General features: G+C 66.0%; 23 protein-coding genes. 16 read left to right on the top strand and 7 right to left on the bottom strand.

Going from position 1 to position 19,405, the window contains the following annotated elements:
- Window positions 1-4: 4 nt before the first annotated feature.
- The 10 genes from R4P95_RS01510 to tuf all read left to right on the top strand — a co-directional run bounded on the left by R4P95_RS01510 (window position 5) and on the right by tuf (window position 10,583).
- Window positions 5-2,008 (top strand): acetyl/propionyl/methylcrotonyl-CoA carboxylase subunit alpha, encoded by a 2,004-nt coding sequence (locus R4P95_RS01510; protein WP_317746663.1) that lies wholly within the window; start codon window positions 5-7, stop codon window positions 2,006-2,008.
- Window positions 2,005-3,195 carry an acyl-CoA dehydrogenase family protein gene (locus tag R4P95_RS01505; RefSeq protein ID WP_213573041.1) on the top strand — a complete coding sequence of 397 codons (1,191 nt, stop codon included), beginning with the start codon at window positions 2,005-2,007 and terminating at the stop codon, window positions 3,193-3,195. Before R4P95_RS01510 ends, R4P95_RS01505 begins: the two co-directional genes overlap by 4 nt.
- On the top strand, window positions 3,195-3,995 hold the full coding sequence (locus R4P95_RS01500) for an enoyl-CoA hydratase family protein (RefSeq protein ID WP_317746664.1): 801 nt from the start codon (window positions 3,195-3,197) through the stop codon (window positions 3,993-3,995). The genes R4P95_RS01505 and R4P95_RS01500 overlap by 1 nt, the downstream gene beginning before the upstream one ends.
- 60 nt (window positions 3,996-4,055) lie before the next feature.
- A complete protein-coding gene (locus R4P95_RS01495) occupies window positions 4,056-4,694 on the top strand; it encodes a TetR/AcrR family transcriptional regulator (protein ID WP_317746665.1) in 639 nt (212 codons plus the stop codon).
- 39 nt (window positions 4,695-4,733) lie between these two features.
- On the top strand, window positions 4,734-5,258 hold the full coding sequence (locus R4P95_RS01490) for a DUF3558 domain-containing protein (protein WP_213573038.1): 525 nt from the start codon (window positions 4,734-4,736) through the stop codon (window positions 5,256-5,258).
- Window positions 5,259-5,284: 26 nt separating this feature from the next.
- Window positions 5,285-5,827: a DUF3558 domain-containing protein gene (locus R4P95_RS01485; RefSeq protein ID WP_249354677.1), complete on the top strand. Its 543-nt coding sequence runs from the start codon at window positions 5,285-5,287 to the stop codon at window positions 5,825-5,827.
- Between the two features lie 366 nt (window positions 5,828-6,193).
- Window positions 6,194-6,568, top strand: a complete 375-nt coding sequence (gene rpsL / locus R4P95_RS01480; protein ID WP_005252198.1) for a 30S ribosomal protein S12 — start codon at window positions 6,194-6,196, stop codon at window positions 6,566-6,568.
- Window positions 6,568-7,038, top strand: a complete 471-nt coding sequence (gene rpsG / locus R4P95_RS01475) for a 30S ribosomal protein S7 (protein ID WP_072738343.1) — start codon at window positions 6,568-6,570, stop codon at window positions 7,036-7,038. Before rpsL ends, rpsG begins: the two co-directional genes overlap by 1 nt.
- Before the next feature lie 162 nt (window positions 7,039-7,200).
- Window positions 7,201-9,303, top strand: coding sequence for an elongation factor G (gene fusA, locus R4P95_RS01470; protein WP_109328039.1), 2,103 nt, complete (start codon window positions 7,201-7,203; stop codon window positions 9,301-9,303).
- An 89-nt stretch (window positions 9,304-9,392) separates the two neighbouring features.
- Window positions 9,393-10,583 (top strand): elongation factor Tu, encoded by a 1,191-nt coding sequence (gene tuf / locus R4P95_RS01465; protein ID WP_109328041.1) that lies wholly within the window; start codon window positions 9,393-9,395, stop codon window positions 10,581-10,583.
- 106 nt (window positions 10,584-10,689) lie between these two features.
- Here tuf and R4P95_RS01460 read toward each other — a convergent pair whose 3' ends face one another.
- The 6 genes from R4P95_RS01460 to R4P95_RS01435 are packed head-to-tail and all read right to left on the bottom strand — an operon-like array spanning window position 10,690 to window position 13,501.
- On the bottom strand, window positions 10,690-10,962 hold the full coding sequence (locus R4P95_RS01460; protein ID WP_317746666.1) for a YciI family protein: 273 nt from the start codon (window positions 10,960-10,962) through the stop codon (window positions 10,690-10,692).
- Window positions 10,963-10,998: 36 nt separating this feature from the next.
- A complete protein-coding gene (locus R4P95_RS01455) occupies window positions 10,999-11,577 on the bottom strand; it encodes a hypothetical protein (protein ID WP_159920449.1) in 579 nt (192 codons plus the stop codon).
- Window positions 11,574-12,557: a DUF6286 domain-containing protein gene (locus R4P95_RS01450; protein WP_397517750.1), complete on the bottom strand. Its 984-nt coding sequence runs from the start codon at window positions 12,555-12,557 to the stop codon at window positions 11,574-11,576. Before R4P95_RS01450 ends, R4P95_RS01455 begins: the two co-directional genes overlap by 4 nt.
- Window positions 12,550-12,729 carry a DUF2273 domain-containing protein gene (locus tag R4P95_RS01445; RefSeq protein ID WP_109328047.1) on the bottom strand — a complete coding sequence of 60 codons (180 nt, stop codon included), beginning with the start codon at window positions 12,727-12,729 and terminating at the stop codon, window positions 12,550-12,552. The genes R4P95_RS01450 and R4P95_RS01445 overlap by 8 nt, the downstream gene beginning before the upstream one ends.
- Entirely contained in the window at window positions 12,726-13,046 is a 321-nt protein-coding gene (locus R4P95_RS01440; RefSeq protein ID WP_213573035.1) for a hypothetical protein, read from the bottom strand. Before R4P95_RS01440 ends, R4P95_RS01445 begins: the two co-directional genes overlap by 4 nt.
- Window positions 13,043-13,501, bottom strand: a complete 459-nt coding sequence (locus R4P95_RS01435) for an Asp23/Gls24 family envelope stress response protein (protein WP_109328051.1) — start codon at window positions 13,499-13,501, stop codon at window positions 13,043-13,045. The genes R4P95_RS01440 and R4P95_RS01435 overlap by 4 nt, the downstream gene beginning before the upstream one ends.
- A 185-nt stretch (window positions 13,502-13,686) precedes the next feature.
- Here R4P95_RS01435 and R4P95_RS01430 point away from each other — a divergent pair, with 185 nt between their 5' ends.
- From R4P95_RS01430 to R4P95_RS01410, 5 genes are all read left to right on the top strand, one after another.
- Window positions 13,687-14,280 (top strand): hypothetical protein, encoded by a 594-nt coding sequence (locus R4P95_RS01430; RefSeq protein WP_317746667.1) that lies wholly within the window; start codon window positions 13,687-13,689, stop codon window positions 14,278-14,280.
- Window positions 14,277-14,795 (top strand): twin-arginine translocation pathway signal, encoded by a 519-nt coding sequence (locus tag R4P95_RS01425; RefSeq protein WP_317746668.1) that lies wholly within the window; start codon window positions 14,277-14,279, stop codon window positions 14,793-14,795. Before R4P95_RS01430 ends, R4P95_RS01425 begins: the two co-directional genes overlap by 4 nt.
- Window positions 14,796-14,819: 24 nt before the next feature.
- Window positions 14,820-15,263, top strand: a complete 444-nt coding sequence (locus tag R4P95_RS01420; protein ID WP_201453529.1) for a hypothetical protein — start codon at window positions 14,820-14,822, stop codon at window positions 15,261-15,263.
- A 117-nt stretch (window positions 15,264-15,380) separates the two neighbouring features.
- Window positions 15,381-16,556, top strand: a complete 1,176-nt coding sequence (locus R4P95_RS01415) for an acyl-CoA dehydrogenase family protein (protein WP_213573033.1) — start codon at window positions 15,381-15,383, stop codon at window positions 16,554-16,556.
- A 10-nt stretch (window positions 16,557-16,566) separates the two neighbouring features.
- Entirely contained in the window at window positions 16,567-17,694 is a 1,128-nt protein-coding gene (locus tag R4P95_RS01410; protein WP_213573032.1) for an acyl-CoA dehydrogenase family protein, read from the top strand.
- Between the two features lie 17 nt (window positions 17,695-17,711).
- On the opposite strand, the gene R4P95_RS01405 is transcribed toward R4P95_RS01410, so the two are convergent.
- Window positions 17,712-18,776 (bottom strand): IS110 family transposase, encoded by a 1,065-nt coding sequence (locus R4P95_RS01405; protein ID WP_213573382.1) that lies wholly within the window; start codon window positions 18,774-18,776, stop codon window positions 17,712-17,714.
- A 425-nt stretch (window positions 18,777-19,201) separates the two neighbouring features.
- Here R4P95_RS01405 and R4P95_RS01400 point away from each other — a divergent pair, with 425 nt between their 5' ends.
- Window positions 19,202-19,405 carry a hypothetical protein gene (locus tag R4P95_RS01400; RefSeq protein WP_109328063.1) on the top strand — a complete coding sequence of 68 codons (204 nt, stop codon included), beginning with the start codon at window positions 19,202-19,204 and terminating at the stop codon, window positions 19,403-19,405.

The raw sequence follows: 19,405 nt of genomic DNA, 5'->3' as shown, positions 1-19,405 counted from the left end.
GCACATGACAACCCTCGACGCCCCACACCTGATCCGGTCCGTCCTCGTCGCCAACCGTGGTGAGATCGCCCGCCGCATCTTCGCCACCTGCCGGCGGGCGGGCATCGGCACCGTCGCCGTGTTTTCCGACGCCGACGCATCGAGCCCGCATGTTGCCGAGGCCGACGCCGCGGTCCGGTTGCCCGGCAACAGCCCCGCCGACACGTACCTGCGCGGCGACCTCGTCATCGAGGCTGCCCGCCTGGCCGGAGCCGATGCCATTCACCCGGGCTACGGGTTCCTCTCGGAGAATGCCGATTTCGCGCGCGCCGTCCACGACGCGGGACTCACCTGGATCGGGCCACCCTCGCCCGCCATCGAGATGATGGGCTCGAAGGTGGAGTCCAAGAAGCTGATGGCCTCCGCCGGGGTCCCCGTCCTGGCCGAACTCGATCCCGACGCGGTCACCGAGGCCGATCTGCCCGTACTCGTCAAGGCGTCCGCGGGCGGCGGCGGGCGCGGCATGCGCGTCGTACGCGAGCTCGCGGACCTGGCGGAACAACTGGAAGGCGCTCGCCGTGAAGCACAGTCGGCCTTCGGTGACCCGACGGTGTTCTGCGAGCGTTACCTGGAAACGGGCAGGCACATCGAAGTGCAGGTGATGGCCGACCGTCATGGAACGGTGTGGGCGGTGGGGGAGCGCGAATGCTCCATCCAGCGTCGTCACCAGAAGGTGATCGAAGAGGCGCCGTCCCCGTTGGTCGAGGCCACACCCGGGATGCGGGAGCGGCTTTTCGAGGCAGCCCGGCTCGCCGCGAAGGCCATCGACTACGAGGGTGCCGGCACGGTCGAATTTCTTGCCGACCAGGCGGGAGAGTTCTTCTTCCTCGAGATGAATACCCGCCTGCAGGTGGAGCACCCGGTCACCGAATGCACCACGGGGCTCGACCTCGTGGAACAACAACTGCAGGTGGCGTCGGGTGTTCCTCTCGACGCGGAGCATCCCACTGTGTCGGGCCACTCCATCGAGGTTCGGTTGTACGCCGAGGATCCGGCTCTGCACTGGCAACCGCAGAGTGGCACCGTCCACCACTTCGACGTGCCGGGCACGACCACGGAGTTCGACGTTCTGCGCTCGCCCGGCGTCCGCCTCGATTCCGGTGTGGTCGACGGCTCCGTGGTGGGCGTGCACTACGACCCCATGCTCGCGAAGGTGATTTCGTTCGCGGCGACGCGGTCCCAGGCGGCTACCCGGCTGGCGTCGGCCCTCGGCCGTGCGCAGATCCACGGGCTGCGCACCAACCGGGACCTGTTGGTCAATGTCCTCCGGCACCCGGCGTTCCTCGCAGGCGACACGGACACCGCCTTCTTCGCGACCCACGACCTCGAGGTGTTGTCGCGGCCGCTCGCGTCGGCCGACGCCCACAGGTTGTCGGCGCTGGCCGCCGCCCTGGCGGACGCGGCGCACAACCGCGAGGTCGCGGCGGTGAACGCCACGCTCCCCAGTGGGTGGAGGAACCTGCCGTCCGCTCCGCAAAGTAAGACGTTCAGCACAGGTGACCGTGAGATCGAGGTCCGGTATCTACTCGGCCGGTACGGGCTGACGGCGGACGGTTTCGACGATGTCACCCTCGTCGCGGCGACCGCGCGCAGGGTCGTGCTGGACGTTGCCGGGTTGCGCAGATCGTTCGAGGTGGCGCGCTACGGCGACGACGTGTTCGTGGACTCGGCGCTCGGGCCGGTGAGCCTGCGCGCAGAGCCGCGATTCACCGATCCGAGCACCGTGGTGGCGGAGGGGTCCTTACTCGCCCCGATGCCCGGCTCGGTCATCCGCCTCGGCGCCGAGGTCGGCGATTCCGTGACCGTCGGCCAGCCGATCGTGTGGCTCGAGGCGATGAAGATGGAACACACGATCAAGGCACCGGCATCCGGTGTGGTCACCGAACTGTCGGTGATCGCCGGTCAGCAGGTCGACGTGGGAACGGTACTGGCAGTGGTCGAAGCAGCGCAGGCTGAAGGAGAATCATGAGCTTCATCGAGACCGAAGAACAGAAGGAACTCCGTGCCTCCGTGTCGAGGCTCGGGGAGCGTTTCAACTACGTCGATTACGTGCTTCCTCGGGCGCGGCGCGGTGAACCACTGACCGAATTGTGGAACGAGGCGGGCAAGCTCGGGTTCCTCGGCGTCAACCTTCCGGAGGAATACGGCGGCGGGGGAGCGGGCATCTACGAACTGGCGCTGGTCCAGGAAGAACTTGCCGCGCACGGTGCCGGGCTGCTGCTCGTGGTGGTGTCGCCCGCCATCTGCGGCACCATCATCGGCAAGTACGGCACCGAGGAGCAGAAACAGAAGTGGCTCCCAGGACTCGCCGACGGGTCGAAGATCATGGCATTCGGCATCACCGAGGCCGACGCGGGTTCGAACTCGCATCAGATCACGACCACCGCGCGGCGGGACCGGTCGAGCGGAGCGAGGGGTGATGATCAAGCCGAGGACTGGGTGCTGTCGGGGAACAAGATCTATATCTCCGGGGTCGATCAGGCCGATGCCGTCCTGATCGTCGCGCGGACCGAGGACTCGAAGACCGGCAAGCTGAAGCCTGCGCTGTTCATCGTCCCCACTGACGCCGAGAATTTCGTCAAGACGCCGATGGAGATGGACATCGTCGAGCCCGACCACCAGTTCATGCTGTTCCTCGACAACGTGCGGCTTCGGGCGGACGCACTCGTCGGCGAGGCCGACGCCGCGTTGATGCAATTGTTCGCGGGCCTGAATCCCGAACGCATCCTGGGTGCGGCCATGGCGGTCGGTATGGGCCGGTACGCGCTCGACGCGGCCGTGAAGTTTGCGAAGGAGCGCACGGTATGGAAGACGCCGATCGGCGCTCACCAGGGGATCTCGCATCCGCTTGCGCAAATCAAAATCGAGCTCGAACTCGCCAAGCTGATGATGCAGAAGGCCGCAGTGCTCTACGACAGCGGCGACGACTTCGGGGCCGCGGAGGCCGCGAACATGGCCAAGTACGCCGCCGCCGAGGCGAGCATCAAGGCCCTCGACCAGGCCATCCAGACGCACGGTGGGGCAGGCCTGACCAAGGAATACGGCCTGGCAGCGATGCTCGGTGCGGCCCGCATCGCCCGGGTGGCGCCGGTCAGCCGGGAAATGGTCCTGAACTTCGTCTCCCAGCACTCGCTCGGGTTGCCGAAGTCGTACTGATGTCGAACGGACAGCGCATGACCGAAGTACACGCCGACCGGTTCGTCCGGTACGAGGTGAGTCGCGGGTTCGCCACCCTCACCCTGGACTCGCCGCATAACAGGAACGCGATCTCCGGGAGGCTGGTCGAGCAGCTCCTGCAGGGATTGCGGGACGCCGCTGCGGACAACGACGTCCGCGGCGTCGTTCTGACCCACACCGGCGGCACCTTCTGCGCCGGGGCCGATCTCAGTGAGACCGGTGGAGATGTCCGGTCCCGGACCCGTCAGATGGCGGAACTGCTGCGCGCCATCGTCGAGCTGCCCAAACCGGTGGTGGCGCGGATCGACGGTCACGTCCGAGCGGGAGGCATGGGTCTGGTGGGTGCCTGCGACATCGCGGTCGCCGGACCTCGCAGCACCTTCGCCCTCACCGAGGTGCGACTGGGGCTCGCCGCCTCGATCATCTCGTTGACCGTCCTTCCCCGCATCGACGCACGCGCGGCAGGACGGTACTTCCTCACGGGGGAAAAGTTCGGCGCGCACGAGGCCGAGGCGATCGGACTGATCAGTGAGTCGGCGCAGGACCCGGACGACATCGTCGAGGAAATTCTCGATCAGTTACGGCAGGGGTCACCACAGGGGCTGGCGGAGAGCAAGGCCCTGATCACGAAGGCGCTGCTCGCCGATTTCGACCGCTACACCGACGAGCTGACGACGCAGTCCGCGAGGCTCTTCGAGTCGGAGGAAGCCCGGGAAGGCATGATGGCGTTCCTGCAGAAGCGGCCGCCCACCTGGGCCTCCGGCCCCGTGCGCGGTTGACGAGTCTCAGGACTCGTCAACCGCGCACGGGCGAACAGCGCAACGAGAGGAAGTGACCGCATGGCCCGCGAACCGAAGCAGGACCGTAGCCGGGTCACGCGTGAGCATCTGCTCGAGGTCACCATCGACTGCCTCGCTGAATTGGGGTGGGGCGCCACCACCGTCAGCCTGGTGGCGCAACGCGCCGGGGTGTCGCGCGGTGCCACTCAGCACCATTTCCCGACCCGGGAGGATCTGATCACTGCCGCCCTCGAGGTGATGTTCGACGCCAGGATGGAGCAGGCCCGGCGGGAGGCCACCGACCTGCCGTCGGGAGCGGGCCGCACCGAAGCTGTGGTGTCGCGGCTCGTCGACTACTACACGGGCACTCTCTTCAAAGCGGCCCTGCAGGTGTGGACCGCAGCCGCGGCGGACCCGGAGCTGCGGGCGCGGATCGTGCCGCTCGAGGAACGCTTCGGACGTGTCGCCCACCGCACCGCCGTCGAGCATTTCGGCTTCGACGACTCCGACCCGGTGGCACACCGCCTCGTGCAGGCCACTCTCGACCTGGCCCGCGGGCTCGGCCTCGCCGACGTCCTCACCGACGATTCGAAACGCCGCGCCGAGGTGGTACGTCAATGGGCTGCGCAACTCGACGCCGCGCTCCCACGGGGCACAGACGGCGCCGAACGGACACTCGACGCGGTGGCAGTCGACTGAACCCGGCACACCCCGGCCGGATCGGTAGAGTCAGCGTTCATGGGCAGGAAATGGGGAGTGCTCGCCGCGGTCGGAGTCGTGGCTGCCCTGGCCGGCTGCGGGGGCGGCGACGACGCCGGGACCGATACTGCCGCCCCGCCCGCCACCGGGCAGATCACCGAACCGGGACCGTTCTTCGGTCAGTGCGGCTCAGTCACGGACGACGAAGTGTCGACGGCATTCGGTATGCCCTCCTTCACCGGCGTCACCCGCAACTCCGTCGGCTGTGAATGGGAAACCGCGGGAATCGGCGGGCCCAGCGTGACGTTCTCCTGGTACCGCGGCAGTCCGATCGGCCGCGAACGGGCGGGATCGGAACTGATCGGCCGGCCGGCCACCGACATCGACATCCAGGGGAACCCTGGCTTCATCGCCTCCTCGGAGGGGATTCTGTGCGAGCTCGGTGTGGAGTTCGGCGGCGATTTCATCCACTGGTCGGTGATGTATGCCGACGCCCGGCCGGCCGCCGACCCCTGCAAGGTTGCGCGGGACCTCGCCGAACTCAGCGTGTCGAGGGCGAAATGAGTGGGGGCCAGATGAGCCGAGGGGTGATGAGCGGCGGACGTCGCCGCGCGGCCGAGGCTACGGCCGCGATCGTGTCGGTGGTCGGGCTGATCGCGGGATGCGGGTCGTCGATCGACGGTTCGCCCCGACCCGAAGGTGCCTCTGTCACGGGTGACACGGAGAGGTTCACCGCCCTCCTCGAGGAGTGCGACGCAGTCACCGACGAACAGATCGCCGAATCCGTCGCCGCCGACGCCATCGAGCGCGGCTTCTTCGGCGCGATCTGCCGCTGGGATGCCGTCGGCGCCAACGGTCCGGTGAAGATCACCTTCAACTGGTTCGAGACAGGTTCGCTCGACACAGAGAAGGAGACGGGCGAGGAGCTGGGCTACAAGGTGGAGTCGTCGACCATCCAGGGGCGCAGAGCCGTGGTGATGCGACCACCGGAGGATCCAGGAGCCTGTGGGGTGAGCGTCGGGTCGCCGTCCTCGGGTGTGGTCGGCTGGTGGGTGCAGTTCACCGCTGCCGCGGCGGATCCGTGCAAGGCGGCGTCCACCCTCGCCGATCTGACGCTCAACCTGAGCAGCTAGTGTGCTGGCACTCGAACCGGAAGCCCTTCCTCTCACCTCTGCAGCCCTTACCACCGCCCGCCCGCTTTGACCTTCCGGCGCGCCGCCGGGTATCGTTGTGGGTCGTGTCCGGCATGCCCGGGCCGATCTGTGTGCCTAGCGAGGTATTGCCGTGCGCGCGTTCGTGCAGATTTGCTGCATGGAACGAGCATCCGGCTGCCTGTGTGGGGGTATGCGACACACCCGACCGTGGGGTGCGTGCACGTCACGCACCGTCGATCGAGTGCGGGGCAGTAGCTTCCTTGCCCCAACTGCTAGATCCCTAATTTCAGAACAGCCAAGGTTGCTTGTCCAGAGCAGTCTGTTCAACACGAAGAAAGCCGGTAAATGCCAACCATCAATCAGTTGGTCCGCAAGGGCCGCCGCGACAAGACCGCCAAGGTCAAGACGGCAGCTCTGAAGGGCAGCCCGCAGCGTCGTGGCGTGTGCACCCGCGTGTACACCACCACCCCGAAGAAGCCGAACTCGGCGCTCCGTAAGGTCGCGCGTGTGCGCTTGACCAGCTCCGTCGAGGTCACTGCTTACATCCCGGGTGAGGGCCACAACCTGCAGGAGCACTCCATGGTGCTCGTCCGCGGTGGTCGTGTGAAGGACCTCCCCGGTGTGCGCTACAAGATCATCCGCGGCTCCCTCGACACCCAGGGTGTCAAGGGCCGCAAGCAGGCACGCAGCCGCTACGGCGCCAAGAAGGAGAAGAGCTAATGCCACGTAAGGGCCCCGCTCCGAAGCGCCCGCTCATCAACGACCCGGTCTACGGTTCGCCCCTGGTGACGCAGCTCGTCAACAAGATCCTCCTGGACGGCAAGAAGTCCACCGCCGAGCGCATCGTCTACCAGGCGCTCGAGCAGGCACGCGAGAAGACCGGCACCGATCCGGTCGTCACCCTCAAGCGCGCTCTGGACAACGTCAAGCCTGCCCTCGAGGTTCGCAGCCGCCGTGTCGGTGGCGCCACCTACCAGGTGCCGGTCGAGGTCCGTCCGGGCCGTTCCACCACCCTCGCGCTCCGCTGGCTCGTGACCTTCTCGCGGCAGCGCCGTGAGAAGACGATGGTCGAGCGTCTCGCCAATGAGCTCCTCGACGCCAGCAACGGCCTCGGTGCCGCTGTGAAGCGCCGTGAGGACACTCACAAGATGGCTGAAGCCAACAAGGCATTCGCCCACTACCGCTGGTGACGTCACGTCGGAGCAGTCACCTCACCGTGACTGCTCCGGCGTCGTTGCTACGTCGGGCCCTACGCGGGCCCGGCTGATCTACAACTCGAGACAATGGCCCCGCTGGTGGAACACCGGGGAGGCCGACACCCGATACACGAGCTACGAGCGGGGAAGAATCCTGTGGCACAGGAAGTGCTGACCGACCTGAATAAGGTCCGCAACATCGGCATCATGGCGCACATCGATGCCGGCAAGACCACCACCACCGAGCGCATCCTGTTCTACACCGGTGTCAACTACAAGATCGGTGAGACGCACGACGGCGCGTCGACGACGGACTGGATGGAGCAGGAGAAGGAACGCGGCATCACGATCACCTCTGCCGCGGTGACCTGCTTCTGGAACAACAACCAGATCAACATCATCGACACCCCCGGTCACGTCGACTTCACCGTCGAGGTGGAGCGTTCGCTCCGCGTGCTCGACGGCGCTGTGGCCGTGTTCGACGGCAAGGAGGGCGTCGAGCCCCAGTCGGAGCAGGTGTGGCGTCAGGCCGCCAAGTACGACGTTCCGCGCATCTGTTTCGTCAACAAGATGGACAAGATGGGCGCGGACTTCTACTTCACGGTCCAGACCATCATCGATCGTCTCGGTGCCAAGCCCCTCGTCCTGCAGCTGCCGATCGGCGCCGAGGACGACTTCGACGGTGTCGTCGACCTGGTCGAGATGCGGGCCATCACCTGGCGCGGTGTCGTGCCGACCGGTGCCGAGCCCACCATCGAGGAGATCCCTGCGGATCTGGCCGACAAGGCCGCCGAGTACCGCGAGAAGCTGCTCGAGACCGTTGCCGAGTCCGACGAAGCCCTCATGGAGAAGTACTTCGCCGGCGAGGAGCTCTCCGTCGAGGAGATCAAGGCTGCCATCCGCAAGATGACGGTCGCGTCCGAGCTGTACCCGGTGCTGTGTGGTTCCGCGTTCAAGAACAAGGGCGTGCAGCCCATGCTCGACGCGGTCATCGACTACCTGCCGAACCCGCTGGACATCGGTGAGGTTCAGGGCCACGCGCTGGGCAACGAGGAGGAAGTTCTCACTCGTAAGCCGAGCAAGGACGAGCCGTTCTCGGCTCTGGCCTTCAAGATCGCAGCGCACCCGTTCTTCGGCAAGCTGACGTTCGTCCGCGTGTACTCCGGCCGGATCGATCCGGGCGCCCAGGTCATGAACGCGACCAAGGGCAAGAAGGAGCGCATCGGAAAGCTCTTCCAGATGCACGCCAACAAGGAGAACCCGGTCGACGAGGCCGTGGCTGGCCACATCTACGCGATGATCGGTCTGAAGGACACCACCACCGGTGACACCCTTTGCGATCAGAGCAGCCCCATCGTGCTCGAGTCCATGAGCTTCCCGGACCCGGTCATCCAGGTCTCGATCGAGCCCAAGACCAAGTCCGACCAGGAGAAGCTGGGCACCGCGATCCAGAAGCTCGCCGAAGAGGACCCCACGTTCTCCGTCGAGCTCGACGAGGAGACCGGCCAGACCGTCATCGGCGGTATGGGCGAGCTCCACCTCGACATCCTCGTCGACCGTATGCGTCGCGAGTTCAAGGTCGAGGCCAACGTCGGCAAGCCGCAGGTCGCCTACCGCGAGACCATCACCAAGAAGGTCGAGAAGCACGACTACACCCACAAGAAGCAGACGGGTGGATCGGGCCAGTTCGCCAAGGTGATCATCGCGCTGGAACCGTTCGTCGGCGAAGACGGTGCCACCTACGAGTTCGAGAACAAGGTCAGCGGTGGCCGCATCCCGCGCGAATACATCCCCTCCGTGGATGCAGGCGCACAGGACGCGATGCAGTACGGCGTCCTGGCCGGTTACCCGCTGGTCAACCTCAAGCTGTCGCTGCTCGACGGTGCATACCACGATGTCGACTCGTCTGAAATGGCCTTCAAGGTTGCCGGTTCGCAGGCACTGAAGGAAGCCGCCCGCAAGGCCGGCCCGGTCATTCTCGAGCCGCTCATGGCTGTCGAGGTCACCACACCCGAGGAATACATGGGTGACGTGATCGGCGACCTGAACTCCCGCCGTGGCCAGATCCAGGCCATGGAGGAACGCAGTGGTGCCCGTGTCGTGAAGGCGCTGGTTCCGCTCTCGGAGATGTTCGGTTACATCGGTGATCTGCGGTCGAAGACCCAGGGCCGGGCGAACTTCTCCATGGTGTTCGATTCCTACGCAGAGGTTCCCGCGAACGTCTCGAAGGAAATCATCGCCAAGGCGACCGGCGAGTAACCTCGGTTAAGCCGGCCGAAAGCACGACCCAGTAATAACAACCGCACTGCTGCATACCGCAAGCATCAATCAGTCCAGGAGGACACACAGTGGCGAAGGCGAAGTTCGAGCGGACGAAGCCGCACGTGAACATCGGCACCATCGGTCACGTCGACCACGGCAAGACCACGCTGACCGCGGCCATCACCAAGGTTCTGCACGACGCGTACCCGGACCTCAACGAGGCCTCGGCCTTCGACGAGATCGACAAGGCTCCTGAGGAGAAGGCTCGCGGTATCACGATCAACATCTCGCATGTTGAGTACCAGACCGAGAAGCGCCACTACGCGCACGTCGACGCTCCCGGTCACGCCGACTACATCAAGAACATGATCACCGGTGCGGCGCAGATGGACGGTGCCATCCTCGTGGTCGCCGCCACCGACGGCCCGATGCCCCAGACGCGTGAGCACGTGCTGCTCGCCCGCCAGGTCGGCGTGCCCTACATCCTCGTCGCTCTCAACAAGGCCGACATGGTCGACGACGAAGAGATCATCGAGCTCGTCGAGATGGAGGTCCGTGAGCTCCTCGCTGCGCAGGAGTTCGACGAGGACGCTCCGGTGGTCAAGGTTTCCGCACTGAAGGCGCTCGAGGGCGACCCGGAGTGGACCAAGAACATCCTCGAGCTCATGGCTGCGGTCGACGAGTCCATCCCGGACCCGGTTCGCGAGACCGAGAAGCCCTTCCTCATGCCCGTCGAGGACGTCTTCACGATCACCGGTCGTGGCACCGTCGTCACCGGTCGTATCGAGCGTGGCGTGATCAACGTCAACGAGGACGTCGAGATCGTCGGCATCAAGGAAACCAAGACCAAGACCACGGTCACGGGTATCGAGATGTTCCGCAAGCTCCTCGACTCGGGCCAGGCCGGTGACAACGTCGGTCTGCTCGTGCGTGGTATCAAGCGCGAAGATGTCGAGCGTGGACAGGTTGTCGTCAAGCCCGGCACCACCACCCCGCACACCGAGTTCGAGGGCCAGGCGTACATCCTGTCCAAGGACGAGGGCGGCCGCCACACGCCGTTCTTCAACAACTACCGTCCGCAGTTCTACTTCCGTACCACGGACGTGACGGGCGTTGTGACGCTGCCCGAGGGCACCGAGATGGTCATGCCCGGTGACAACACCGAGATGTCCGTCAAGCTGATCCAGCCCGTCGCCATGGACGAGGGCCTGCGCTTCGCGATCCGCGAAGGCGGCCGCACCGTCGGCGCCGGCAAGGTCACGAAGATCAACAAGTAGGCACCCGCCTGCCTGTGATCGGCTGATCACGCTGCACTACACGCCAGTGGCGCTCATCCTCCGGGATGGGCGCCACTGGCGTTTTCTCGTCCGACCTCGTGGGGTGTCAGCGGAAGCTCAGGGCGTCCCACTCGCGGATTTCTCCCGGGAGCGCGATGCCCTCGAGGACGAAGGGGTCGTTCGCGACGAACTCCTCGGCTCGCTCCCGGCTCGTGAAGATCGCCATCGACCCATGAGTCACGGGCTCGTCGAACGGGCCGATACTCAGCAGACCTCCTCGAGTGGAGAACTCGTCGAGGTACGCCAGATGCCGTGGGTACACCTCGGGGATACGCGCTGCACTGGCCGGATCGGTCGCATAGAACACCACATATTCCATGAGCCCGAACGTACCGAGTACGTGCGGGTGCGCGGGTCAGCTCTCGGAATTTTGTGCCGGCTGATCTGCCCGATCGAGGTGCAGCAGGACCTGGGTGGCCACCTCGTTGTCACCGACCGTCGCCGCAACCCAGGCGGCGATGCGCTCCGATGTGCGGGTGAAGTCGGCGAGGTCGATCGTCGGATCAGCGGTCACGACGACGGACAGGGTGGGTAGTCCGCGTTCGTTGACTGCCCGTGCGCGGGTCTGCCGCACCCCCGGGTACCGCTCGAGCTCACTCGACACCCCGTTGGCGAGAGACCCGAGGTCCACGGTGACGAAGGTTCCGGAGTCGCGGTCCGGCACCGCAACGGGCGCAGTGCGTCGCCTGGTGAGATCAAGTGCCAACAGCACCGTTCCGAACAACACACCCCCGACGACCGCCGCGGCGAGCGCCCACCCCCACCAGTTCTCCTCAGGCAACGAGGTGACACGTGCGCGGTCGTAATGCGACACCCATTCCCGGACGATCGGTACGCCGAGGTCCCAGGCGACGGCGTAGGCGCCCACACCGAAGAGGATGAGGCCGACGACGAGGACGATCAGACGATTGACGGCGGCGGTGCGATGCGTCATGGCTTCACCTGCACTCGGAGTTCGGGTGCGGTGCCGAGCAGTGACAGGGTCGGTTCCACCGCTTCGCGGACCGAGATGGCGACGTCACCCGCTGAGAACGCTTCGCTGCGCACCACCCGAACGGTGACGTGTTTGCGGTCGACCGTGGTGTGCGCGGACTGCACGCCGGGAGCGGTGCGGGCGTGGCTGCTGCAATGGCGAGCGAGGTCGGTGGGTCGAAACCAGACGATCGGTGTGTCGCCGACTCGCAGTGGCAGATGTGTGCGTGGGCGGGGTTTGACAGCCGCGACGATGAAGACGACGCCGAGTACTATCGCGCTCACTGCGGCCGGGACTATCCACTCCGACCAGTGCAGTCGTCCCAGCCACTCCACGGTGTTCCGTATCCAGGGTGCATTCGCGAAAGTGCCTCGCATGATGAGCAGTTCGCGCGCCGAGACGAGTGCCAGGCCCAGAGCTGTGACCGCGATTATGATCGCGGCCGGTACCGCGGCCGGTGTGGCCCGCGGTGTGCGCGGTCGGAGCGGGACAATGGGCGCGTCCGGAGCGCGGGAGTCGTCGTCCTGGTAGGGCGTGTCCGATGAACTGTCCTCGTCCGGGGCTGCCTCTGTTCCGGCGACCACGATGTTCAGTTCGCACACCGGCATTCCGGTCAGATCCTCGATGCGGCTGCTCACTTCCGCACGCAGACGCCGGCTCAGGATGTCGAGACGGCACGGCCAGCGCATCGCGATGTACAGGTTGATGGCGACGGCATCGGCGCCCGTGGACACATCGGCGCGGGGGAGTTCGCGACCGGTGAGCCGGGACAGTCCGCCGGACTGCCTGACCACGCCGGGTACCTGCAGGGCTGCGGCGACGGCGATCTTCACGATGGCGCGCTCTTTGATGACCAACTCGCCGCGCAATCCGGACGCGTCGTAGTCGGCGGCCGCCTCGTCGACACCGGCAGCCGATCCGGAGGGGGAGGGTTCAGCCACGGCCACGGCTTCGGAGGATGGCGCCGAGGTCGAGGTGACCGTCCCGGTGTGCACCGACGGCCATTCCTACCGCGCCGAGAAGTACCGCGAAGACGAATCCGCTGAAGCCGCCGAGGATTCCGGCGATCGCGAGGAGTAACCCGACGACCAACCCTGTGACTGTACTGTTCATTGCGTGTGTCCTGTCTCGGTCAAGAGATCTTCGATGGTCACGTCTACGGGGACGTTCACCAGCGATTCGACGGCGGCCCGTACGTTTTCGGCGGTATCGACGACATTCGCCGGGTAGCGCACGGCTACGTGAACGGCGCACGACGACGGGCCGATGGTCACCCCGGTGACACGACGGCCGGGCAGATAGGTCGCGATTTCCCCGAATTGGCCGCCGTGCAGGGCTGCGACGCCCGGAGTGGCGAGGACGGCGGCGGCAACCAGTTCCGACAGATCTTCGGTGCCGGTGTCCGGCAAGGGCGACCCTGACCCTGTCACTGCACCCTCGGTTTGAGGTCCGACTCGGCCACGATGTCGGGTTCCTCGAGCATGACGTCGAAGACGGTGATGTTCACTTCCGTCACCTCGAGCCCGGTCATGCGCTCGACGGCGGCGATGACGTTGCGGCGAATTCCGACGGCGAGTTCGTGTAGTGCGACGCCGTATTCGGCCACGATGCCGATGTCGATGGCGGCCTGCTTTTCCCCGACCTCGACGGCGACCCCCTGGGCGTGATTGACCCGTGCGCCGGGGATCCGGTCACGGAGAGCGCCGACTGCGCGGGCGGTGCCGCCACCCACGTCGTAGACACCGTTGATCTCGCGAGTGGCGATGCCGGCAATCTTGGCGACCACGGCGTCGGCGATGATGGTCCGCCCCTGGGAGCTGACGAGTTCCGGCGTCGCTCCGGCACCGAACTGCACGCGGCTGCGCGCGCCTGAATCGCTGGTCATCGTGGATCCTTCCGAGTCGCCTGCCTTGTCCCCAACAGTAGTGATACCCGACCGTACGTGTGACCCGACACGAGCTATGCGCCGACGGGAAGTCGCGAGCGTCGGTGGGCGAAAAATATCTGATATTGCCCACGGGTAGCATTCGGGGTGATCCAGGTAACAACACGCACTACCGAAGGACATCGATGGCTGACGTGCCCGCCGTGGACAGCGCTTCCCCGGAAAAGTCGACTCCACCGGAAGAGGGCACAGCACAGGCGGCGCCCGGCTTGGAAGCTGCACCGCCGTCGGCCGGGCGGACGTCCGGGACGGCAATCGCCGGCGTGCTGTCGGTGGCGGCGCTGGCGCTGTTAGCCCTCAGCGGGTCCTTCGGCTACTCGCACTGGCAGGCCGAGCGCGATGCACGGGAGCGGTCCGAGATACTGGACGCCGCCCGCCAAGGGGTCGTGAACTTGACGACCATGAACTTCGAGCGCGCCGACGAGGACGTGCAGCGAGTGCTCGACGGCGCGGCCGGAGAGTTCCGCGACGAGTTCGAGGCGCGCTCGAAGGACCTCGTCGCCGTCATGCAGGAAGCGCGGGTCCAGTCCGAAGGCGAGGTGCGGCAGGCCGCGATCGAATCGCAGAGCGGCGATTCCGCCGACGTGATAGTCGCTGTCGCACAGAAGATTTCGAATGCCGGTGGCGCTTCAGAAGAACCGCGCGGACAGCGGATGCGGGTCACGGTGCAACTCGACGACGGCCGGTACAAGATCGTGAAGGCGGGATTCGTGCAGTGAACGCAGAAGAGAAGGTGCAATGGTGGTCGCGGAACCCACGCAGGTGGGTCTCCGTCCTGGCTGCACTCACCGCGGTGGCGGCGGTGCTGGCAGCAACCCTCTACGTGACGACGTATCGAGCGGACCAGCGTGTCGATGACGACGTGCGCGCGGCGGTGACCGACACCGCGTCGCAGGGCGCTGTCGCCCTTCTGTCCTACACGCCGGACACCGTGGCTAGCGTCGTCGACACCGCCCGCGGTCGTCTGACAGGAGAGTTCCTCGACTATTACTCGAAGTTCACCACGGAGGTCGTGGTGCCGGCCGCGCAAGAGAGCCAGGTAGCCACCGAGGCGACGGTGGCGGCGGCCGGTCCCGTGGACGTACAGGCCGACACGGCGACAGTGCTCTTGTTCGTGAACCAGACGACGACCAGTGCCGCGGAACCCGAACCGGCCACGACGGCGACGAGTATCAACGTCGAACTCACGCGCTCAGGTGACGACTGGCTGATCTCCGGCTTCGATCCTGTCTAGTCGGCGCGAGTAGCGTGTGCGCGCATGAGCACCCTCCAAGAGGTCGGCGAACGCGCATCGTGGCGCTGCTGGCTGTGTGACGAACCGGTGGATCCCGACATGTCGGTCAACGATCCGCGTGGACCCAGTATCGACAGCGTTGTCACCGCGAAGAAGGCGAAGGCGAAGGGCGGCGCCGAACGCCTGGCGCACCGCGCGTGTAATACCAAGAAGGGCGCGGTCAAGCCGGTCGTGCCGTGGCCGGACCGGTTGTTCGTCGTCGATCCCGCACCGATCATCGGCGTGGTCGAGCAGTTGAGCCGCAAAGGCGGACGTGTCGCGGTGGCACGCTGCCCGGGAAAGTCGGATGCCGAAGAGGCGTCGGAATGGCTGCTCGACCGGTTGTCCCGGCTGGCTCCGGACCTGCGGGTGGAGTCGCAGATCGACGCCGCCGGTGGTGCGTATCTGCTGGTCCTTCGCACCGCCTGACCCGTGAGTACTTGTTAACCGTGGCCGGTTGATAAGTACTCACGGGCGGCGAAGCCGCACGAGGGAGTAACGTCGGATCCAGAACATGAATCCGACCTCGAGTGCGAAGGAATCCCGATGAATCTGGCTTTGACCGACGAGGAGCTGGCGTTCCGCGACGAGATGCGAACGTTCTTCACCACGCAGATTCCGGCGGAGATCCGTGAGCGATATGCGCGCGGAGAAGAGGTGGGGAGGGAGGGGTTCGTCGAGTCGCAGCGGATCCTGAATGCCAACGGGCTCGCGACGCCGCATTGGCCGGTGGAGTGGGGCGGCCGGGACTGGACACCGGTGCAGAAGCACATCTGGTTGGAAGAGTTGCAGTTGGCGTCGGTGCCCGAGCCGCTCGCGTTCAATACCGGCATGGTCGGCCCGGTAATTGCGGCGTTCGGTTCACAGAGGCAGAAGGAAAAGTTCCTGCCGCCGACCGCGAATCTCGACATCTGGTGGTGCCAGGGGTTCTCCGAGCCCGAGGCCGGCTCGGACCTTGCGTCGCTGAAGACCCGCGCCGTCCGCGACGGCGACGAGTATGTGATCAACGGTCAGAAGACATGGACCACCCTGGCGCAGCACGCGGATTGGATCTTCGTTCTCGCTCGCACCAATCCGGATGCGCCCAAGAAGCAGGCCGGTATCTCGTTCATCCTCGTGGACCTGAGTACGCCTGGGGTGACGGTGCGCCCGATCAAACTCATCGACGGCGGCCACGAAGTCAACGAGGTGTTTTTCGAGGACGTTCGGGTGCCGGCGGAGAATCTCGTGGGCGAAGAGAACCAGGGCTGGAGTTACGCGAAGTTCCTCCTCGGCAACGAGCGCACCGGGGTGACCCGGCTCGGATTCTCCAAGGTGCGCATAGCGCAGGCGAAGAAGCGCGCCGCAGAAATCGCGGTCGGGGACGGCACCTTGCTGGAGGATCCGCTGTTCGCCGCGCGAGTCGCGGAACTCGAGAACGAGATCATCGCGTTGGAGTTGACGCAGTTGCGGGTGGTGGCGAGTTCGGCCGACGGGAAGCCGAATCCGGCGTCGTCGCTTCTGAAGCTGCGGGGTTCCGAGCTGCAACAGGCCACGCTCGAGTTGTTGACCGATGTCGCGGGACCGGACTCGCTGCCCTTCGCGGCCGGTGAGGGTATTGCCTCGCCGCTCTGGGCGCAGCGGACGGCACCGACGTATCTGAACTACCGCAAGGTGTCCATCTACAGCGGATCGAGCGAAGTGCAGCGCAGCATCATCGCCTCGTCGATCCTCGGATTGTGAGGGGTGTGTCATGGATTTCGAACTGACCGACGAACAGAAACTGCTGCGTGACACCACCAGGGAACTGCTCGGCCGCAGTTACGACGCGGAGAAGCGTAATGCCGTCACCGACACCGAGCAGGGGTGGAGCCCGCAGGTGTGGAAGCAACTCGCCGAGGTGGGACTGCTCGGTTTGAGCTTCGCCGAGGATGACGGCGGAATGGGCGCCGGTCCGGTGGAGGTGGCGTCGGTGATGACCGAAATCGGCCGCCGGCTCGCCCCTGAACCCGTACTCGACGCGGTGCTCGTTCCGGGCGGGCTGATCGCTGCGGTAGGCAGCACGGAGCAGCGCCGCCGAGTCCTGCCGGAGGTGTCGGAGGGCAACCTGTTGCTGGCGTTCGCCGATCGGGAACCGGGGGTGCGGTGGCCCTCCACCCGAGTCTCCACGACCGCGAAGCAGGACGGCGACTCCTGGACGGTGTCGGGGATCAAGAACCCCGTCCTGCACGGGGGAAGCGCGGACACGCTGGTCGTCACGGCGACACTCCCCGGTGGTGGGGTCGGGCTGTTCCTCGTCGACGCCGACGCTCACGGGCTTACCCGCACGGGTTACGCGACTCACGACGGACTGCGCGCCGCGCAGGTCGAACTATCGGATACTCCGGCGGAGCCGCTCGGTGAGGGCGGCGACGCGTCGTCGGCGATCGAGGGCGCGCAGATCCGGGCGCAGGCGGCGTTGTGCGCGGAGGCGGTCGGCGCGATGGAGGAAGCGTTGCGGTTGACGACCGAGTACCTGAAAACCCGCAAGCAGTTCGGTGTCCCGATCGCGAAATTCCAGACCCTGACACATCGGGCGGCGGATATGTACGTGCTGCTGGAACTGGCTCGCAGCATGAGTCTGTACGCGACGATGTCGCTGGCCGACGGAACCGTCGACCCGGTGGTCGCCTCCCGTGCGAAGCTGCAGATCGGGCGTTCGGCCCGCAAGATCGGGCAGGAAGCGATCCAAATGCACGGTGGCATCGGCATGACCGCGGAGTATCCGGTCGGGCACTATGTCAGCCGGCTCACCGCCATCGAACACACCCTCGGCGGCTCCGACGACCACCTCCGGGTCCTCGCGTCGGCGACCACCCAGGGGACCATCAGCATCATCTAAACCCGCCTGTGATGCTCCTATGAGGAGTCAACTTGGGTGGGGTGTAGGACTCGGTAGATTTCGCGGGCGACGTAGCGTTTGAGGCAGCGGATGATCTCGCGTTTGGTTTTGCCTTCCTCGGTGCGGCGGGCCATGTAGTCGCGGGTGCGGGTGTCGGTTTTGAGGCGGCTGATCACGATGGTGTGCAGGGCCCGGTTCGCCTGCCGGTTCCCGCCACGGTTGAGCCGGTGCCGGCAGATCTTGCCGGAGGAGGCTGGCAGGGGTGCGACACCGCAGCTGGTGGCGAAGGCGGCTTCCGAGCGGAGCCGGTCGGGGTTGTCGCCGACGCAGATCAGCAGTTCGGCGGCGGTGACGATCCCGATGCCGGGCGCGGCGAGCAGTGCGGGTGCCGCGCGTCGGGTCAGCACTGCGAGGTCGGTGTCGAGGGCGTTGATCTCCTCGCTCAACGCGGTGATGCGGCGGGCGGTCGAGCGGAGTGCGGTCTTGGTTGCGGCGAGGATGCCGCCGGCGGCGACCGGGTCGGGACGCAGGCCGGCGCAGGTGCCGATCAGGTCGGTGCGGGTCAGGTGCCGGAGTTGTCCGCGTAGTGGTTCGGGTGCGGCGACGATCATCGCGCGCAGGGCGGTCAACGCCTCGGCGCGGGCCTTGACCGCCAATGCGCGGGTCCTGGAGAGGAAGCGCAGGGCCTCGCTGTCGCCGTCGCGGGTCTTCGGGATGGTGGTCGCTCGCCCGGACAGGGCTGCGGTGGCGGCGGCGTAGGCGTCGACCGGATCGGACTTGCCGCGGGCGCGTCGGGCGCGGCGGTCGGGTTTGTCGACCTCGACCACCGGCAACCCGGCCTCGGTGAGCACCCGGGTCAGGCCGGCCCCGTAGGTGCCGGTGCCCTCGATCCCGACCGAGGCGATGACTCCGGCATCGGTGATGAAGGACAACAGTTTCCGGTACCCGGCCGGGGTGGCGTCGAACTGGTGATCCGCGACCGGGCGGCCGAGGTGATCGATGATCGCGGCGTGGTGGGTGTCTTTGTGGGTGTCGACCCCGACGAAGATCTCGAGGCTGACAGCGGTGGAAATATCGGTCATGCTGGACACAGGTCATCCCTTCATCGCGGTGGCCACGTGCCGGTCGAGGCTGGGTGGACAACACAGTGATGGGACTTGGTCGCGTCAGGCTCCTATCAGGTCACACCCGCCCGGCCGGCCCGTATCAGGCACGGGGGCTGGTCCGGTCGATACGAGGCCGACACATCACAGCAAAGACAGTCCGCGGTGGACGTCGGAGTACTTGCGAGTCAGATCTCGTACCGGCCGGACTGCTCCAGTATCACTGAGTACTTGTTAACCGCTCGCGGTTAACAAGTACTCACAGGGGTTGGTCTCGGCTTGGTATCGAATTACGGCGTTTCCGACGTGTCGCGCGGGTGGTGGTGGTGTGACGCGGATAACGTTCTGCGCGCAACACCAGAACTCACGGGGGACGTTCGTAATCTCGGTGAAGGAGCATTGCCATGGGGTCCGGTCCAGTCAAAGCGATCATGTGGAGCCTGCTTTTCGTGGGACTCGTCGGTGCGGGAGTCGGGATTTCCGAGCTGCACGTTCAGTGGACGGTCGCGTCGCTCATCGTCGCGTCGGTCTCCGGCCTTGTCTTGCTCAGGATTCGCGCAGACGCGCACCCCGAACTGCACAGCGACCGCCGGATGGCCGCCGGCTAG

It is taken from the genome of Rhodococcus sp. IEGM 27, from assembly GCF_033142305.1.
Classification (GTDB): domain Bacteria; phylum Actinomycetota; class Actinomycetes; order Mycobacteriales; family Mycobacteriaceae; genus Rhodococcus_F; species Rhodococcus_F oxybenzonivorans.
The sequence above is the reverse complement of the archived record's forward strand: the minus strand, read 5'-3'. Positions and strand labels throughout refer to the sequence as shown.

What these genes read in the sequence shown, in the direction of transcription:
- R4P95_RS01510 (WP_317746663.1), top strand. Translation starts at nt 5, where the DNA reads ATGACAACCCTCGACGCCCCACACCTGATCCGGTCCGTCCTCGTCGCC.
- R4P95_RS01505 (WP_213573041.1), top strand. Translation starts at nt 2,005, where the DNA reads ATGAGCTTCATCGAGACCGAAGAACAGAAGGAACTCCGTGCCTCCGTG.
- R4P95_RS01500 (WP_317746664.1), top strand. Translation starts at nt 3,195, where the DNA reads ATGTCGAACGGACAGCGCATGACCGAAGTACACGCCGACCGGTTCGTC.
- R4P95_RS01495 (WP_317746665.1), top strand. Translation starts at nt 4,056, where the DNA reads ATGGCCCGCGAACCGAAGCAGGACCGTAGCCGGGTCACGCGTGAGCAT.
- R4P95_RS01490 (WP_213573038.1), top strand. Translation starts at nt 4,734, where the DNA reads ATGGGCAGGAAATGGGGAGTGCTCGCCGCGGTCGGAGTCGTGGCTGCC.
- R4P95_RS01485 (WP_249354677.1), top strand. Translation starts at nt 5,285, where the DNA reads ATGAGCGGCGGACGTCGCCGCGCGGCCGAGGCTACGGCCGCGATCGTG.
- rpsL (WP_005252198.1), top strand. Translation starts at nt 6,194, where the DNA reads ATGCCAACCATCAATCAGTTGGTCCGCAAGGGCCGCCGCGACAAGACC.
- rpsG (WP_072738343.1), top strand. Translation starts at nt 6,568, where the DNA reads ATGCCACGTAAGGGCCCCGCTCCGAAGCGCCCGCTCATCAACGACCCG.
- R4P95_RS01460 (WP_317746666.1), bottom strand. Translation starts at nt 10,962, where the DNA reads ATGGAATATGTGGTGTTCTATGCGACCGATCCGGCCAGTGCAGCGCGT.
- R4P95_RS01455 (WP_159920449.1), bottom strand. Translation starts at nt 11,577, where the DNA reads ATGACGCATCGCACCGCCGCCGTCAATCGTCTGATCGTCCTCGTCGTC.
- R4P95_RS01445 (WP_109328047.1), bottom strand. Translation starts at nt 12,729, where the DNA reads ATGAACAGTACAGTCACAGGGTTGGTCGTCGGGTTACTCCTCGCGATC.
- R4P95_RS01435 (WP_109328051.1), bottom strand. Translation starts at nt 13,501, where the DNA reads ATGACCAGCGATTCAGGCGCGCGCAGCCGCGTGCAGTTCGGTGCCGGA.
- R4P95_RS01430 (WP_317746667.1), top strand. Translation starts at nt 13,687, where the DNA reads ATGGCTGACGTGCCCGCCGTGGACAGCGCTTCCCCGGAAAAGTCGACT.
- R4P95_RS01420 (WP_201453529.1), top strand. Translation starts at nt 14,820, where the DNA reads ATGAGCACCCTCCAAGAGGTCGGCGAACGCGCATCGTGGCGCTGCTGG.
- R4P95_RS01415 (WP_213573033.1), top strand. Translation starts at nt 15,381, where the DNA reads ATGAATCTGGCTTTGACCGACGAGGAGCTGGCGTTCCGCGACGAGATG.
- R4P95_RS01410 (WP_213573032.1), top strand. Translation starts at nt 16,567, where the DNA reads ATGGATTTCGAACTGACCGACGAACAGAAACTGCTGCGTGACACCACC.
- R4P95_RS01405 (WP_213573382.1), bottom strand. Translation starts at nt 18,776, where the DNA reads ATGACCGATATTTCCACCGCTGTCAGCCTCGAGATCTTCGTCGGGGTC.
- R4P95_RS01400 (WP_109328063.1), top strand. Translation starts at nt 19,202, where the DNA reads ATGGGGTCCGGTCCAGTCAAAGCGATCATGTGGAGCCTGCTTTTCGTG.